Annotated in this window: 14 protein-coding genes; 4 read left to right on the top strand and 10 right to left on the bottom strand. The window is 63.1% G+C overall.

The genetic code is table 11. The features are described from left to right. Nucleotides 1–92 precede the first annotated feature (92 nt). From ASF66_RS15635 to cadR, 3 genes are all read right to left on the bottom strand, one after another. Complete coding sequence (locus tag ASF66_RS15635; protein ID WP_056844484.1) at nucleotides 93–1,358, bottom strand: type II toxin-antitoxin system HipA family toxin; 1,266 nt, start codon at nucleotides 1,356–1,358, stop codon at nucleotides 93–95. Beyond that, nucleotides 1,355–1,654: a helix-turn-helix domain-containing protein gene (locus ASF66_RS15630; protein WP_056844483.1), complete on the bottom strand. Its 300-nt coding sequence runs from the start codon at nucleotides 1,652–1,654 to the stop codon at nucleotides 1,355–1,357. Before ASF66_RS15630 ends, ASF66_RS15635 begins: the two co-directional genes overlap by 4 nt. 115 nt (nucleotides 1,655–1,769) lie before the next feature. Next, a complete protein-coding gene (gene cadR / locus ASF66_RS15625) occupies nucleotides 1,770–2,219 on the bottom strand; it encodes a Cd(II)/Pb(II)-responsive transcriptional regulator (protein WP_056844482.1) in 450 nt (149 codons plus the stop codon). Between the two features lie 84 nt (nucleotides 2,220–2,303). On the opposite strand from cadR, the gene ASF66_RS15620 reads away from it, so the two are divergent. Then, nucleotides 2,304–4,574, top strand: a complete 2,271-nt coding sequence (locus ASF66_RS15620; RefSeq protein WP_056844481.1) for a heavy metal translocating P-type ATPase — start codon at nucleotides 2,304–2,306, stop codon at nucleotides 4,572–4,574. A 127-nt stretch (nucleotides 4,575–4,701) separates the two neighbouring features. Here ASF66_RS15620 and ASF66_RS15615 read toward each other — a convergent pair whose 3' ends face one another. Beyond that, entirely contained in the window at nucleotides 4,702–6,060 is a 1,359-nt protein-coding gene (locus ASF66_RS15615; RefSeq protein WP_056844480.1) for a DUF3482 domain-containing protein, read from the bottom strand. Continuing rightward, entirely contained in the window at nucleotides 6,053–7,432 is a 1,380-nt protein-coding gene (locus tag ASF66_RS15610) for a DUF2868 domain-containing protein (RefSeq protein WP_056844479.1), read from the bottom strand. The genes ASF66_RS15615 and ASF66_RS15610 overlap by 8 nt, the downstream gene beginning before the upstream one ends. Nucleotides 7,433–7,497: 65 nt before the next feature. Between ASF66_RS15610 and ASF66_RS15605 the strand changes: the two genes are divergently transcribed. Further along, nucleotides 7,498–8,010 carry a dihydrofolate reductase gene (locus ASF66_RS15605; protein WP_056844478.1) on the top strand — a complete coding sequence of 171 codons (513 nt, stop codon included), beginning with the start codon at nucleotides 7,498–7,500 and terminating at the stop codon, nucleotides 8,008–8,010. A 58-nt stretch (nucleotides 8,011–8,068) separates the two neighbouring features. On the opposite strand, the gene ASF66_RS15600 is transcribed toward ASF66_RS15605, so the two are convergent. The 3 genes from ASF66_RS15600 to ASF66_RS15590 all read right to left on the bottom strand — a co-directional run bounded on the left by ASF66_RS15600 (nucleotide 8,069) and on the right by ASF66_RS15590 (nucleotide 13,013). Further along, nucleotides 8,069–9,460, bottom strand: coding sequence for an L-cystine transporter (locus ASF66_RS15600; protein ID WP_056844477.1), 1,392 nt, complete (start codon nucleotides 9,458–9,460; stop codon nucleotides 8,069–8,071). Nucleotides 9,461–9,665: 205 nt separating this feature from the next. Beyond that, nucleotides 9,666–11,507, bottom strand: a complete 1,842-nt coding sequence (gene ilvD, locus ASF66_RS15595) for a dihydroxy-acid dehydratase (RefSeq protein ID WP_056844476.1) — start codon at nucleotides 11,505–11,507, stop codon at nucleotides 9,666–9,668. 309 nt (nucleotides 11,508–11,816) lie between these two features. Further along, nucleotides 11,817–13,013: a class I SAM-dependent rRNA methyltransferase gene (locus ASF66_RS15590; RefSeq protein ID WP_049861675.1), complete on the bottom strand. Its 1,197-nt coding sequence runs from the start codon at nucleotides 13,011–13,013 to the stop codon at nucleotides 11,817–11,819. A 187-nt stretch (nucleotides 13,014–13,200) separates the two neighbouring features. On the opposite strand from ASF66_RS15590, the gene mutM reads away from it, so the two are divergent. Both mutM and ASF66_RS15580 read left to right on the top strand, forming a co-directional pair. Then, nucleotides 13,201–14,013, top strand: a complete 813-nt coding sequence (gene mutM, locus ASF66_RS15585) for a bifunctional DNA-formamidopyrimidine glycosylase/DNA-(apurinic or apyrimidinic site) lyase (RefSeq protein WP_056844475.1) — start codon at nucleotides 13,201–13,203, stop codon at nucleotides 14,011–14,013. Between the two features lie 153 nt (nucleotides 14,014–14,166). Continuing rightward, on the top strand, nucleotides 14,167–14,514 hold the full coding sequence (locus ASF66_RS15580; protein ID WP_056844474.1) for a hypothetical protein: 348 nt from the start codon (nucleotides 14,167–14,169) through the stop codon (nucleotides 14,512–14,514). Between the two features lie 20 nt (nucleotides 14,515–14,534). On the opposite strand, the gene ASF66_RS15575 is transcribed toward ASF66_RS15580, so the two are convergent. Both ASF66_RS15575 and coaD read right to left on the bottom strand, forming a co-directional pair. Then, nucleotides 14,535–14,786, bottom strand: a complete 252-nt coding sequence (locus ASF66_RS15575) for a YfhL family 4Fe-4S dicluster ferredoxin (RefSeq protein ID WP_049861678.1) — start codon at nucleotides 14,784–14,786, stop codon at nucleotides 14,535–14,537. A gap of 101 nt (nucleotides 14,787–14,887) precedes the next feature. Then, nucleotides 14,888–15,370, bottom strand: coding sequence for a pantetheine-phosphate adenylyltransferase (gene coaD, locus ASF66_RS15570; protein WP_049861679.1), 483 nt, complete (start codon nucleotides 15,368–15,370; stop codon nucleotides 14,888–14,890). Between the last annotated feature and the right edge of the window lie 20 nt (nucleotides 15,371–15,390).

Below are 15,390 nucleotides of genomic sequence, written 5' to 3'. Positions count from 1 at the left end.
GGTTCTTTTTGTTGGACATGTGCAACGAACCTATAGGCAGGCTTTGCAATAGCGAAACCAGGATTGTTTCAAAACCTTGCTCGCTGATTCAGTTAAGAGATCCGAAAGTCCGCATGCAGCTGTTGCCAATGTTGGCGCAGGATCGCTTGCTGGTTTGGCTTCATGACGCTGGCCGCTAGGGCCTCAGGCCACAGCGTTCGTGCTGCGTCCAGTGTTTCTCGTAGATGAACGAGCACGGGTCGCCAAGGTATTCCAGAGGTCTCGGCCCATCGTTTGAAGTGTTCGAGCGAGACGTCATACCAGGCTTTGGTATCGGCCATGTTCAACGCAAACTGGCTCTCGCCGGGAATAAATACCTTGGTCGCGACGATGTCGTAAGCCGGGGACAGTTCTGCGCTGAAAGTGTCCGGATAGATCAGGCTCCAGTTCTTCAGATGCGCGTCGCCGTTGGCCAGGAGCACATTGACCAGCAAACGCACAGCCATTTGCGTGACATCCCGTTGGCCATGGTGGGTCTGGGTGTAGAGCAATCTGGCGATCTGTTCATAACGGCCGCTGCGGTATTTATCGTGGGCGTAAGCGTAAAGCACCTGGGCGAAGTCTTCTGAATGAACGCGCTGCCCTCCGGCAAGCCGATCATAACGACGAATGCCGTAGGCCCACTGCTCGTCGGGCAGGTTGATTGCGGGCAAGCTGTCGATCATGTCCATGCCGATCAGGCGTATTTCAGGAATGTCGACGCCTGCCAACTGTGCCAGCTGCATGCAGGTGTATTCGTTGAGCGGCACGAATGGGTGAACGGTGGAGGGCGTCTTGATGATCCAGTCTCCCGGCGTCGCAGGATCGGCGGTTATGTAACGGCCATCCCTGTTGTGCATGGAGAATTTCATCTGTACGCCGGCCAGCGAGAAGTGCGAGCGATGGTCGGGTGTGTCGATGGATACTGGATTGATCTTGCCGTGGTTGCCCAGTGCATAGGCTGGGATATGGTCGGCGGATACCGGGGTTGCGACCAATGCACCCGGCAAGTCCAGACCGAGCCAGCTCAACAAGGGAAATTCGCTGTCTGGATGCACTTTCATGGCTTGTGCAACCAGGCTACGCAGCGCGCCTTCCGGAAGTAGATTGCTCAACACGGGGTGAAGCCGGTGATGGGTGACGTAAGGGTGCTTGTCTGCCAGTTGACGTCTGAATACGTCCGGATTGAGGTGAGACAAAGTCAGCGTGCGTCGATGTGGATCAGCGATGTAATCCGGCGCCAAGGTGAGTACATTCTTGCCATTCGAATGGCCGGTAACGTAACCGACCAATTGCGAATGCAGCGTCAGCTTCAAGGCCGCTACGGTTTCTACACTCATGGCAGATCATCCCAAGGATTTTCCGGATAGTTATCCACAGGTCGATCATCCTCGAAATACACCGGCGCGCCTGCGAGGATCTTTTCGATCAGTTTGAGTTGGTCCTTGGGCACCAGGACCATGCTTGCATCCAGACCTTCGGCAATCAGGTCCAGGGTGTCGAGGCGCGGGTTGCCGTCCTTTTCGATCTTTCCGTATTGCTGGCGGGTGAGGCCAGTGCGCAGGGGCATGTCCTGAATCTGAAGACCCAGTTGTTGGCGGCGGTTGCGGATCTGTTGCAGAAGTGTGGTTAACATAGGCTGAGTATGAGCCTGATATGGTTCATGTCAAATGTAATGAGCCATATATTATTCATATTTCTTGGGTGATTCGAATGCCAGGGTGTATCTGCTGAACCGCGACGTATTTTTTTCAATGCCCGTGACTGCGGCCCACATGTGAGTGCTCAGCATCGGGGACGGTGACGGCGCCGCTGACTTCCAAACGCTGGAGAATCGCGCAGTGCTCCTCGGCGGTACCGCCATGGCATTTCTGGCGCAGAGCAACGAGCTGCTCCTGCAAGGCTACCAGGCCGTCTATCCGCGCCTTGACGTGATGGATGTGTTCATCGATCAGGTCGTTGACGCTCTGGCACTGGTCCTGGGGGCTGTCGCGCAGGGTCAACAGGTTGCGGATCTCGTCGAGGGTCATGTCCAGGATGCGACAGTTGCGGATGAACGTCAGCCGTTCCACGTGAGCCTGGGTGTAGAGGCGATAGTTGCCGTCGCTGCGGGCAGGGGGCGGCAAGAGGCTTTCGCGTTCGTAATAGCGGATGGTTTCGACTTGGCAGTCGATGATTTTCGCCAGTTCGCCGATTTTCATGCTCAAAACCCCTGAAAGATGCTTGACCCTATAGTGGCTACAGGGTGTTCACTTGGCAACCTGCACTTCAGGGAATTGCGACCAATGAGCCACCCCACTTCCGGCCATGCCCACGATCATAAGCACGAGCACGAGCACGAGCACGAGCACGAGCACGAGCATGAGCACGAGCACCAGCCAAGCTCCGCACCGTCGAGCCACTGCTGCTCGAGCAAGTCGACTGCACCGTCGACCGTCCAGCTGGCACCCGGCGACAGCCAGGATGCCCGGCTGAGTCAGTTCCGCATCGAGGCGATGGACTGCCCGACCGAGCAGACCTTGATCCAGAACAAGCTGGCCAAGCTGACCGGCGTGCAGCAGCTGGATTTCAACCTGATCAATCGGGTGCTCGGCGTGCGCCATTCGCTGCCCGATACCCAGGCGATCGAGAGCGCCATCAAATCGTTGGGCATGCACGCCGAACCCATCACCGGGGACGAACCTGCTACCAACGACCTGCCGGCGCCGCGCAAACCCTGGTGGCCGCTGGCGCTTTCGGGTGTGACGGCAGTGGCGGCCGAAGTGGTCCACTTCACCCAGGCGGCGCCGACCTGGGTCGTGGCATTGCTGGCCCTGGTGTCGATCGCCAGTTGTGGTCTGGGCACCTACAGCAAAGGCTGGATCGCACTCAAGAACGGCAACCTCAACATCAATGCGTTGATGAGCATTGCGGTGACCGGCGCGGTGCTGATCGGTCAATGGCCGGAAGCGGCGATGGTGATGTTCTTGTTCACCGTAGCCGAATTGATCGAGGCCAAATCCCTGGATCGCGCCCGCAATGCCATTGGCGGTCTGATGCGCCTCACGCCGGACACGGCCACCGTGCGCCAGGCTGATGGCCAATGGCTGGAACAGGACGTCAAGGCCGTCGCCTTGGAGGCCATCGTGCGCGTGCGTCCGGGGGAGCGTATCGGTCTGGATGGTGAAGTGATTTCCGGTCAATCCAGCATCGATCAGGCGCCCATCACCGGTGAAAGCCTGCCGGTCGAGAAGAGTGTGGGCGACAAGGTGTTCGCCGGGACCATCAATCAGGCCGGCTCGCTGGAATACCGGGTCACGGCCGCCGCCGGCCAATCGACACTGGCGCGCATCATCCACGCGGTCGAGCAGGCCCAAGGTGCGCGCGCGCCTACCCAGCGCTTCGTGGATAACTTTTCGCGGGTCTACACACCCGTGGTGTTTGCCTTGGCCCTGCTGATCGCGGTGGTGCCGCCGCTGGTGGGGTTGGGCGCGTGGTTCGACTGGATCTACCGCGCGCTGGTGCTGCTGGTGGTTGCCTGTCCGTGTGCGCTGGTGATCTCCACGCCCGTCACCATCGTCAGTGCCTTGGCCGCTGCTGCGCGCAAAGGCATCCTGGTCAAGGGGGGCGTGTACCTGGAAGGTGGTCACAAGCTGGACTATCTGGCGCTGGACAAGACCGGCACGCTGACCCATGGCAAGCCGGTGCAGACCGACTACACGCTGCTCGATTCCGCCTTCGAAGGCCGGGCACAGGCGATTGCCCAGGCGTTGGCGGGACGTTCGGACCATCCTGTGTCGCGAGCCATTGCTGCTGACGCCAATGGGGCGGCCCTGACCTTGGACAACTTCGAGGCCTTGCTTGGGCGAGGCATCAAGGGTCAGGTGGAAGGGCAGACCTATCACCTGGGCAACCATCGCCTGGTGGAAGAGCTGGGTCAGTGCTCCCCGGCGTTGGAAGCGCAACTCGATCAGCTGGAGCGCGAAGGTAAATCGGTCGTGGTGTTGCTGGGCCCGCAGGGGCCGGTGGCGCTGTTCGCGGTGGCCGATACGGTGAAGCAGACGAGCCGCGAAGCCATTGCCCAGCTGCATGCGTTGGGCATAAAGACCGTGATGCTGACCGGAGACAACCCGCATACCGCCAAGGCGATCGCAGCTCAAGTGGGGATCGATCAGGCGATTGGCGACCTGTTGCCTGCTGACAAGCTCAAAGCTGTGGAGCAGTTGTACGCTCAGGGTCACCGGGTCGGCATGGTTGGCGACGGGATCAATGACGCGCCAGCGCTGGCGCGGGCGGAAATCGGTTTCGCCATGGCGGCCGCAGGTACCGATACCGCGATTGAAACGGCCGATGTCGCCTTGATGGACGATGATCTGCGCAAGATACCGGCGTTCATTCGGCTGTCGAGGCAGACCCGTTCGGTGCTGTTGCAGAACATCGTGCTGGCCCTGGCGATCAAGGCCGTATTCCTCCTGATGACCGTGGCCGGCATGGCGACGCTGTGGATGGCGGTGTTTGCCGACATGGGTGTGAGCCTGCTGGTGGTGTTCAACGGGCTGCGGTTGCTGCGCAAGTAACCGCCTACCATGCTGCTCCTGCGGCATCGAATCCGTAGGAGCGGTCATCGGCCGCGAAAGGCTCACCGCGATGCATCTGAACATCGCGCTGTTGCTTTCGCGGCCACGGACCGCTCCTACGGGGTTGTCAGAGCTGTCGGGCAAGTACCTCGATCTGTTCTTCACGCTCGCGCTGGGTCAGGTGCTTGTGGCCGTTGAGCGAGGACCATTGCGGGTAGGCTCGGGCCTTGTTCAGGGCTTCGGGCAGTTTGCCTTCGCGCCAGGTCTGCTCCTGTGGCGCCGCCACCTCGATGGTGCCCAAGGCAGCATGGCCACGGGCATCGAGCGCTTTCACCAGTTGCTGCTGACGCAAGGCCAGCAGCCGCAGCACGTTGTCGTCCACGGTCAGTTCGCGCTCGCCCTTGAATTTGCCCAGCAGGCGCGCGCCATAGCCACGGGCGGTCTGCAGGGCGCCGCCGGCAATGGCGCCAGCGATGGCTGCCATGCCCAGGGTCAAGCCGCCCACCAGCAGATCGACGCCAGCGCCCGCCGCAGCGCCGGCCGCAATGCCGCCGCCGACCTTCACGCCCAACTGCTTGAGCGTATCGGGATTGAACAGATCGTCGCCCCAGCGCCCATCCGAAAGTGGCAAGTCTCCGGCCGACGCATCCTGGCTGCGAAAGGCATACAGCTTGAGCAAGGCTTCCACGCAGCGCTGCTCGCGCTTGCGTACCGCCTGGCGAAGTTCTTCGATGGCGCCTGCGGACGCTTCGCTGGTCACGCTGCGGCGACAGGCTGCACAGTCGATCAACAGTTCGGCGATCAAGCGCCGTGCACTCCCCTGACGCGCCAGTCGTTGCGCCTGTTGATCATCGATCAGCCGCTGCAAAGCCGGGCGCGAATGTTCCAGCAGCAATGCCAGGCTTTCATACAGCCGCCGCTCGCCATCCTCGGGCGGTGCCACACTGTCGAAGCGAACCAAGGCGTGCAGACCGAGGCGAGCCAGTGCCTCGCGCCAATCCCCCTCGCGTTGCTGGCTGCTGCTGACGAAGTTGAGCACCGGCAGCAACGGTTTCCCGCAGTTGGCCAGCACTTCCAGTTCGTCGCGGTACTTGGCCAGCACCGGCTCGCGTGCGTCGATCACATACAGGCCGGCATCGCTAGCCAATAGCTGGCGCAGCACCTTGGCCTCCTGCTCGAAACGTTGGCGCGCCTCGGTGCCCTGCAGGAACCGCTCGACCCGCGCCGGACCGTCGAGCCGCTCGCCGGGGCGGTCCAGGCGATCGAGGAAATCCAGCAAGGCGATGGCATCTTCCAGGCCAGGGGTGTCGTAGAGTTCCAGCAGGGCGTCGCCATCGACCGAAAGGCGTGCGCCTTCCACATGACGCGTGGTGCTGGGCCGGTGCGACACCTCGCCGAAGCCTACGTCGCGGGTCAGCGTGCGCAGCAGGGAGGTCTTGCCGACATTGGTATGGCCGACTACGGCCAGGGTCAGGGGCTTACTCATGGCCGGTCTCCAGCCAGTGCAGTGGGGTCGATTCATCAATGGCCAGGCCCAGTGCATCCAGACCGGTCCGCCAATCGCCGAGCCGTTGCGGGTCGAGCACCTGGCCGGGCGGTGCCGGCAACAGCCACACGCGGGTGACCGTGGCGCAGCGGGCTAGCTCGGCGATCAGGCCGAGGCTGCCGCGGTCGGGCGAGCGCCGCGGATCGCAAGCGATCACCAGCCGCGCGGGCGGGAGGCGGGTCATCTGTTCCAGCAGCCGCTGGCGCGACTCGCGGCTGTCGAGCACGCCAGCGTCCTGAATGCCGGTGGCCAGGGTGGGCGGCCATGGGTGCTGGCCGTCGAGTTCCAGACCTACCAGCAACGCGCCATCGCTCGGCTCGCTGGCTGGCGCCGTCGTAACCTGGGGCAGGACGTCAGGCGCTTCATCGCGCACACCAAGGCGCTCACTGCTGGGCATCAGCCGTTCACGCAACTGGCTGTAGCCCGGCAGAGTGGTATCCAGCGTCAGGCGTGCCCGGCCTTGGCGCCAGCGCCACTGGCAGAAGGCGGCCAGCAGCAGGCGCGGGCCGATTCCGTAGACCAGCAGCACGCCGACCAGCCAGCCGGCCCAGGCCTGGCGTGCCCCTTCGACGTTGGTCGCCTGATCGCCACTGGCGCGGATCATGTCGATGTCCGGCACGCTGAAACCCAGCAGCGCGGGCACGGCGCCCAGGGTCTGGGTCAGGCTGATGAAGGTGTCCGCGCCAAGAATAGTGGTCTCCCAGACGAAGCCGTAGCGACGGGTGGCCAGCAGCAACAGCAGCACGGCCAGCGCACTGAGCAGGGCCAGCAGCCACAAGCCATGCACCAGCGTGCCCAGTGCCCAGCGGTTGAGCCGACGACGTTGCAGCAGCAGTACCAGCGCCGGCGCCAGGTGCACGGCCTGCGCATCGCGCGCCAGTTTCTCGCTGAGCCACAACCACAGCCGCCCCAACACCGCGCCGTGGCCACCGGCGGCAACCAGCCCCAGCAACCAGCTCAGCAGCAGAATGAGATTGAGCCCCAGCAGGCTGCCCAGCGCCCAGAACACATTGACCGGCTGCTGGCCATTGCCCAGCGCCGCGAACGCCAATCCTGCCCCACTGAACACGGCCAGCACAGCCAGCAGCAGCATCGCCAGCCGTGCGCCCTGCAGCCAGTGGCGCAGGGCCTGGCGCTGGCCATCGCGGTCGGCCAGTATCAGGGCGCGATGTTCGATGCGTGCGGCCAGGTCGCCCCCCTGTTGCCGCGCTCGGCGGTTGGCTTCCAGGTCTTCCAGGGGGCCTGCCTGTTCTTCGCGCAGGCGGATAGCTTCACTGAGCCAGAGTGTGTGCAAGGGAGTGGGTGCGCTCACGCGTTTTTCCAGGCGGCGGATTCGCCATGAGCATAACCCAAGGAGGCTCTGCTATTCTGCCGGCCATGAAGACATCTCTCCCTTTAAGCCTGATCGCGGCACTCGCCGAGAACCGCGTGATCGGCATCGACAACAGCATGCCCTGGCACCTGCCGGGCGATTTCAAGTATTTCAAGGCCACCACCCTGGGCAAGCCGATCATCATGGGTCGCAAGACCTGGGATTCGCTGGGCCGACCACTGCCCGGCCGCCTGAACCTGGTGGTCAGCCGCCAGCCGGGCCTGCAACTGCCGGGTGCGGAAGTGTTCGCTTCGCTGGACGCGGCCATCGAGCGGGCCGAAGCCTGGGCTCACGAACAGGGCGCGGACGAGGTAATGCTCATCGGTGGTGCTCAGCTGTACGAGCTGGGCCTTTCTCAGGCGGACCGTCTGTACTTGACGCGAGTCGCCTTGCAGCCGGAAGGGGACGCCTGGTTTCCCGAGTTCGACGAGAACCAGTGGCAAAAGGTGTCGAGCGTGGCGAACGAAGCGGTCGATGAAAAACCGGCCTATGCGTTCGAGGTGTGGGAACGCAGGTGATCGGGTTGCCTGTTCGCGCTGCCTTTACCAGAAGGCACCCGCGAACAGGCAACACTGGTTAGGCCGAGGCCAGCTCCTTGTGCTCATCGGCCGCCAGCAGCGCCTTGTCGGTCTGACCCATCACCTGGCTGGTGATGGTGCCCGCCGCCATCGAACCGCTCACGTTCAGGGCGGTGCGGCCCATATCGATCAATGGTTCGACGGAAATCAACAGCGCCACCAGGGTGACCGGCAAGCCCATGGCCGGCAGCACGATCAACGCTGCGAACGTCGCGCCGCCGCCGACCCCGGCCACACCGGCCGAACTCAGGGTGACGATGCCCACCAACGTGGCGATCCACAGCGGATCCAGTGGATTGATCCCAACCGTGGGCGCGACCATCACCGCCAGCATGGCTGGATAAAGACCGGCGCAACCGTTCTGGCCGATCGTCGCGCCGAACGATGCCGCGAAGCTGGCAATCGCTTGAGGCACGCCCAGACGCCGGGTCTGCGCTTCGATGCTCAGTGGAATGGTTGCCGCACTGGAGCGGCTGGTGAAGGCGAAGGTCAGCACCGGCCACACCTTGCGGAAAAACCGCAGCGGGTTGACCCTGGCCAGGCTCAGCAGCAGCCCGTGCACCGCGAACATCAGCGCCAGGCCGATGTACGACACCACCACGAAACTGCCCAGCTTGACGATGTCCTGCACGTTGGAACTGGCGACCACCTTGGCCATCAGCGCCAACACGCCGTAGGGCGTCAGCTTCATCACCAGGCGCACCAGGCGCATCACCCAGGCTTGCAGCACGTCGATGGCGGCGAGCACTTTTGTGCCCTTGTCCGTATCGTCCTTGAGCAGTTGCAGTGCCGCCATCCCGAGGAACGCAGCGAAGATCACCACGCTGATGATCGAGGTGGGCTTGGCGCGCGCCAGGTCGGCGAAGGGGTTCTGCGGAATGAACGACAGCAACAGTTGCGGCACGTTGAGGTCGGCGACCTTGCCCGCGTAATCGCTCTGGATCGTGGCCAGGCGCGCAGCTTCCTGAGTCCCGGCCACCAGGCCTTCGGCGGTCAGGCCGAACAGGTTGGTCAGGCCGATGCCGATCAGCGCGGCGATGGCGGTGGTGAACAGCAGCGTGCCGATGGTCAGGAAGCTGATCTTGCCCAGCGAGGATGCGTTGTGCAGACGCGCCACGGCGCTGAGGATGGACGCGAAGATCAGCGGCATGACGATCATCTGCAGCAACTGCACATAGCCGTTGCCAACCAGTTCCAGCCAGCCGATGGTGCTCTTGAGAACGGGGTGCCCGGCGCCGTAGACGGTGTGCAGGCCGATACCGAACAGCACGCCCAGACCCAGGCCCAGCAGGACCTTCTTGGCCAGGCTCCAATCGGTGCGACGGGTTTGTGCCAAACCCAGCAGCAGCGCTGCGAAGATCAGCAGATTCAACAACAGGGGCAGGTTCATGTCAGCTCCGGAAAATGAAGGACCGCACCTCTGCGGGCGCTGGTCAATCGCGGATGCTAACACCTTGAATCGAAAGCCGATTAATACCGGAATGGAAGATGCTTAGGTTTTTTTGGAATAAGCGTCAGGCACCTTTCCAAGGCCTGGAGTGGATCTTCACACTAGCGCTGTGAAGACCCACCCATAGCCAGGAAACGACGTGTGCTTACAGCCCGTCGAGCATCGCCTTGTTGCGCACGGCACCTTTGTCGGCGCTGGTGGCCAGTAGGGCGTAGGCCTTGAGCGCGGTGGTCACCTTGCGTGGACGCACCTCGACCGGCTTCCAGCCCTTCTTGTCCTGCTCGGCACGACGGGCTGCCAACTCGGCATCGTCCACCAGCAGGTTGATCGAGCGATTGGGGATGTCGATCAGCACCTTGTCGCCGTCCTGCACCAGACCGATGGCCCCACCGGCGGCTGCCTCAGGCGAAGCGTGACCGATGGACAGGCCCGAGGTGCCGCCCGAGAAACGGCCGTCGGTCAGCAATGCGCAGGCTTTGCCCAGGCCCTTGGATTTGAGGTAGGAGGTGGGATACAGCATCTCCTGCATGCCCGGACCACCTTTGGGGCCCTCGTAGCGAATGATCACGATATCACCGGCCTTCACTTCGTCGGCAAGGATGCCGCGCACCGCGCTGTCCTGGCTTTCGAAGATCTTGGCATTGCCTTCGAACACATGGATCGACTCATCCACACCGGCGGTTTTCACCACGCAACCGTCCAGCGCGATGTTGCCGTAGAGCACGGCCAGGCCGCCCTCCTGGGAGTAGGCATGTTCGAAGCTGCGGATGCAGCCGTTCTCGCGGTCGTCGTCCAGCGTGTCCCAGCGTGTCGACTGGCTGAATGCGGTTTGTGTCGGAATGCCCGCCGGGCCCGCCTTGAAGAAGTGATGCACCGCTTCGTCGGTGGTCTGGGTGATGTCCCACTTGGCGATGGCTTCGGCCATGCTGCGGCTGTGCACGGTCGGCAGGTCGGTGTGCAGCAGGCCGCCACGGGCCAGCGAACCGAGGATGCTGAAGATGCCACCGGCACGGTGCACGTCTTCCATGTGGTATTTCTGGATGTTCGGCGCCACCTTGCACAGCTGCGGCACGCTGCGCGACAGACGATCGATGTCGCGCAGGTCGAAGTCGATCTCGGCTTCCTGGGCTGCGGCCAGCAAGTGCAGGATGGTGTTGGTCGAGCCGCCCATGGCGATGTCCAGCATCATGGCGTTTTCGAACGCCTTGAAGTTGGCGATGTTGCGCGGCAGGACCGATTCGTCGTTCTCACCATAGTAGCGCTTGCACAGCTCGACGATGGTGCGGCCCGCCTGCAAGAACAGCTGCTCGCGGTCGCTGTGGGTTGCCAGAGTCGAGCCATTGCCTGGCAAAGCCAGGCCCAGCGCTTCCACCAGGCAGTTCATCGAGTTGGCGGTGAACATGCCGGAGCACGAACCACAGGTCGGGCAGGCGCTGCGCTCGTATTCGGCGACTTTTTCATCCGAGGCGGCGGGGTCGGCAGCGATGACCATGGCGTCGACCAGGTCCAGGCCGTGGCTGGCCAGCTTGGTCTTGCCCGCTTCCATCGGCCCGCCGGAAACGAAGATCACCGGCACGTTCAGGCGCAAGGCAGCCATCAGCATGCCCGGGGTGATCTTGTCGCAGTTGGAGATGCACACGATGGCGTCGGCGCAGTGGGCGTTGACCATGTACTCGACCGAGTCGGCGATGATCTCGCGGCTGGGCAGGGAATACAGCATCCCGTCGTGGCCCATGGCGATGCCGTCGTCCACCGCAATCGTGTTGAATTCCTTGGCCACGCCACCCGCGCGCTCGATCTCGCGTGCAACCAGCTGACCCAGGTCCTTGAGGTGCACATGGCCCGGCACGAACTGGGTGAACGAGTTGGCGATGGCGATGATCGGCTTCTTGAAATCGTCATCCTTCATGCCAGTGGCACGCCAGAGCGCGCGGGCACCGGCCATGTTGCGGCCGTGGGTGGATGTTTTCGAGCGATAGTCAGGCATGGAACGACTCCGGGCGGCTAATCGGGTTTCAGTGAGGGAGTGAGCTTTTCCTGGTCCGCGGCACGCTCGGTCGGTGTGTTGCCGTGCTTGCGGATGAGGCCGGTAACGCTGCGGGATCGCCACGCGTTCGGCCGAGCTCATAAACCCGCCGGGGGATGATTGGCGAAGAGTAGGGCGATTCTACACCCATGGGGGAAGGATGGAACGTGGGGCAGGGCAAGTAATCGCCAGTGATGCCTGACGCGGCTCGCGCCGCTGCTACAAAGCCCCTGTAGCAGCGGCGCGAGCCGCGTCAAAAGCGCCGTTGCATCAGCTGTTGGGCAACAACCGGCATGTAATGCTCTTGATGTACCGCGTTTCCGGAATCGCTGGATGCACCGGATGGTCCGGGCCCTGGCCGCCGCGTTCCAGCAGTTGGATGTTGCGGTCCAGGTGGCGGGCGCTGGTCAGCAGGATGTTCTGCAGGTCGTCCTCGGGCAGGTGCATGGAGCACGAAGCGCTGACCAGGATGCCGTCCTTGCTGAGCAGGCGCATGGCTTGCTCGTTGAGGCGGCGGTAGGCGCCTTCGCCGTTCTTCAAGTCCTTCTTGCGCTTGATGAACGCAGGTGGGTCGGCGACGATCACGTCGAAGCGCTCTTCGGCGGCCTTGAGTTCTTTCAAGGCCTCGAACACGTCACCTTCCACGCAGGTGACTTTCTCGGCGAAGCCATTGAGCGCGGCATTGCGCTCGACGCCATCGAGGGCGAAGCCCGAAGCGTCGACGCAGAACACTTCGCTGGCGCCGAAGGCGCCGGCCTGCACGCCCCAACCGCCGATGTAGCTGAACAGGTCGAGCACGCGCTTGCCCTTGACGTACGGCGCCAGGCGCGCGCGGTTCATGCGGTGGTCGTAGAACCAGCCGGTCTTCTGGCCTTCCATCACGGGGGCTTCGAACTTCACGCCGTTCTCTTCCAGTGCGACCCACTCCGGCACCACACCAAAGGCGCTTTCCACGTAGCGTTCCAGGCCTTCGGCATCGCGGGCGGCGGAATCGTTCTTGAACAGGATGCCGCTGGGCTTGATCACCTGGATCAGCGCGGCCATGACATCGGCCTTGTAGCGTTCCATGGTGGCCGAAGCGAGCTGCACCACCAGAATGTCGCCGAAGCGATCCACGACCAGGCCCGGCAGCAGGTCGGAATCACCGTACACCAGGCGATAGAACGGCTTGTCGAACAGCCGCTCGCGCAACGACAGGCAGACGTTGAGGCGATGCACCAGCAACGACTTGTCCAGGCTCAGCTTGACGTCGCGCGACAGCAGGCGGGCGCAGATCAGGTTGTTCGGGCTCAGTGCGACGATGCCCAGAGGCTTGCCGCCGGCCGCTTCCAGAATGGCCTGGTCGCCCGCCTGGAAACCGTTCAGCGGGGTCGCGGCCACGTCGATCTCGTTGCTGTAGACCCACAGGTGGCCGGCGCGCAGGCGGCGGTCGGCGTTGGCTTTAAGGCGAAGGCTGGGCAGGGACATGAAGTCGCTCCGGGTAAAAAAGAGCGGGAGTATACCCCTTTGGTCCCGGCCTCGAATGGAGGATTCGACAAATGACCCGCCGCGCACGGTGGGCGCTAGGGGCCGCAGCGGTTAGAATCCGCGCTGTCCGAGGCGTGGAGCCTGGGGCAGGCTTGCCTATCGATCCGCGTTTCCCGTCAGGAGCCCCATGCCTGAATTACCCGAAGTAGAAACCACCCGTCGGGGCATCGCCCCGCACCTGGAAGGGCAGCGTGTGAGCCGCGTCATCGTGCGCGATCGACGCTTGCGCTGGCCGATTCCCGAAGACCTGGATGCGCGCCTGTCCGGGCAGCGGATCGTGGCGGTCGAGCGGCGGGCCAAGTACCTGCTGATCAACGCCGAAGTGGGTACCTTGATCAGCCATTTGGGGATGTCGGGCAATCTGCGCCTGGTCGAAGCCGGCCTGCCGGCGCTCAAGCACGAGCACGTCGATATCGAGCTGGAGTCGGGCATGGCCTTGCGCTATACCGATCCTCGGCGCTTCGGCGCCATGCTCTGGAGCCAGGATCCGCTCAACCACGAACTGCTCCTGCGCCTGGGCCCCGAGCCGTTGACCGAGCTGTTCGACGGCGAAAGGCTGTTCCAGCTGTCGCGTGGGCGCAGCATGGCGGTCAAGCCGTTCATCATGGACAACGCCGTGGTGGTGGGTGTGGGCAATATCTACGCGACCGAAGCGCTGTTCGCCGCCTGTATCGATCCGCGCCGCGCGGCGGGAGGCATATCCCGTGCCCGCTACCTGCGCCTGGCGGTCGAGATCAAGCGCATCCTGACCTATGCGATCGAGCGCGGCGGCACCACGTTGCGTGATTTCATCGGCGGAGATGGCCAGCCGGGCTACTTTCAGCAGGAGTTGTTCGTCTATGGTCGCGGTGGGCAGCTGTGCAAGGTCTGCGGCACCACCTTGCGCGAGGTCAAGCTGGGCCAGCGTGCCAGCGTGTATTGCCCGCGTTGCCAGAAATGACGGTGCTGCACGGACGGTGTCGAGAGGGGCAGGGATAGCCAAGCCTTCGGTTCTTCAAGAAGCGGCTCGCCCCTGTCCTGCACAATCCCGAGCAACTGATATAGTTACCGCATCGCAAATCGCAGTCGCCCACGTGAGCAGAAGGATTGTGCCATGAAGCTGTTTCGAACCCTGTCGCTGGCGCTGATCGTCAGTTTCGGCCTGCACGCCGTGCCGGCCATCGCTGCCGACTCGAGCATGAGCGCAAGCAGCGGTGACCCGACCTACCAGATCCAGAATCCGCCAGCCTACGCGATGATCGGCGATCTGCTGATTGCGCGGCCGTTGCTGGTCGCCGCCACCATCGTGGGCGCAGGTCTTTTCGTGATCTCGTTACCGTTCACCGCAGCCGGTGGCAACGTCGGGGCCAGCGGCAAGGCCCTGGTGGTGGATCCAGGCAAGGCAGCGTTCGTGCGTTGCCTGGGCTGTACGCAGAGCGGCTATAACAACGCCGGCAATTGAGCCGGCGTTGATATGGGAATTCAGTGCTTGCCGGTGATCTGGCGGTACTTGGCCATCAGCTGTTCCTGGGATTCAGGGTGCGCTTCGTCCAGTGGAATGCAATCCACCGGGCAGACCTGCTGACACTGCGGCTCGTCGTAGTGGCCCACGCACTGGGTACACAGGTTGGGATCGATCACGTAGATCTCCTCCCCCTGGGAAATGGCAGCGTTCGGGCACTCGGGTTCGCAGACGTCGCAATTGATGCAATCGTCGGTGATGATCAGGGACATGAAAACTCCGGCCCGAGACTGCGGCCCAGGCATGTGAAAACCAATGGCCGCAATTGTGCCGCATTAGCGCCCGCAGTGCACGCGGGCGCAACACCGGATGCCTACTTCTTGCTGAAACGCTGGGTCAAGGCCTCGGCCACGGCCGGGTGAACGAACTTGGTGATGTCTCCGCCCAGCGCGGCGATTTCTCGCACCAGCGTCGAAGAAATGAAGGAATAGCGTTCCGAAGGCGTGAGGAACAGGCTTTCCACGTCCGGCGCCAATTGCCGGTTCATGTTGGCCAGCTGGAACTCGTATTCGAAATCGGACACCGCTCGCAGGCCACGCAGCAGCACGTTGGCGTTCTGCTCCTTGGCGAAGTGCGCGAGCAGGGTCGAGAAACCGACGACTTCGACGTTCGGCAAGTGCCGTGTCACTTCGCGCGCCAACTCCACGCGTTGTTCGAGGGCGAACAACGGATTCTTCTTGGGGCTCGCGGCGACCGCGATGATCACGTGATCGAACAGGCGCGAAGCGCGTTCGACCAGATCACCGTGACCCTTGGTGATCGGGTCGAAGGTACCTGGGTACAACACTCGGTTCATCACGGCGTCCTGGCGGGAAT

It is taken from the genome of Pseudomonas sp. Leaf129 (assembly GCF_001423465.1).
In the GTDB taxonomy this organism is placed as follows: domain Bacteria; phylum Pseudomonadota; class Gammaproteobacteria; order Pseudomonadales; family Pseudomonadaceae; genus Aquipseudomonas; species Aquipseudomonas coleopterorum.
This window is presented reverse-complemented; position numbering and strand designations above follow the sequence as displayed.

What these genes read in the sequence shown, in the direction of transcription:
- ASF66_RS15635 (WP_056844484.1), bottom strand. Translation starts at nt 1,358, where the DNA reads ATGAGTGTAGAAACCGTAGCGGCCTTGAAGCTGACGCTGCATTCGCAA.
- ASF66_RS15630 (WP_056844483.1), bottom strand. Translation starts at nt 1,654, where the DNA reads ATGTTAACCACACTTCTGCAACAGATCCGCAACCGCCGCCAACAACTG.
- cadR (WP_056844482.1), bottom strand. Translation starts at nt 2,219, where the DNA reads ATGAAAATCGGCGAACTGGCGAAAATCATCGACTGCCAAGTCGAAACC.
- ASF66_RS15620 (WP_056844481.1), top strand. Translation starts at nt 2,304, where the DNA reads ATGAGCCACCCCACTTCCGGCCATGCCCACGATCATAAGCACGAGCAC.
- ASF66_RS15615 (WP_056844480.1), bottom strand. Translation starts at nt 6,060, where the DNA reads ATGAGTAAGCCCCTGACCCTGGCCGTAGTCGGCCATACCAATGTCGGC.
- ASF66_RS15605 (WP_056844478.1), top strand. Translation starts at nt 7,498, where the DNA reads ATGAAGACATCTCTCCCTTTAAGCCTGATCGCGGCACTCGCCGAGAAC.
- ASF66_RS15600 (WP_056844477.1), bottom strand. Translation starts at nt 9,460, where the DNA reads ATGAACCTGCCCCTGTTGTTGAATCTGCTGATCTTCGCAGCGCTGCTG.
- ilvD (WP_056844476.1), bottom strand. Translation starts at nt 11,507, where the DNA reads ATGCCTGACTATCGCTCGAAAACATCCACCCACGGCCGCAACATGGCC.
- ASF66_RS15590 (WP_049861675.1), bottom strand. Translation starts at nt 13,013, where the DNA reads ATGTCCCTGCCCAGCCTTCGCCTTAAAGCCAACGCCGACCGCCGCCTG.
- mutM (WP_056844475.1), top strand. Translation starts at nt 13,201, where the DNA reads ATGCCTGAATTACCCGAAGTAGAAACCACCCGTCGGGGCATCGCCCCG.
- ASF66_RS15580 (WP_056844474.1), top strand. Translation starts at nt 14,167, where the DNA reads ATGAAGCTGTTTCGAACCCTGTCGCTGGCGCTGATCGTCAGTTTCGGC.
- ASF66_RS15575 (WP_049861678.1), bottom strand. Translation starts at nt 14,786, where the DNA reads ATGTCCCTGATCATCACCGACGATTGCATCAATTGCGACGTCTGCGAA.
- coaD (WP_049861679.1), bottom strand. Translation starts at nt 15,370, where the DNA reads ATGAACCGAGTGTTGTACCCAGGTACCTTCGACCCGATCACCAAGGGT.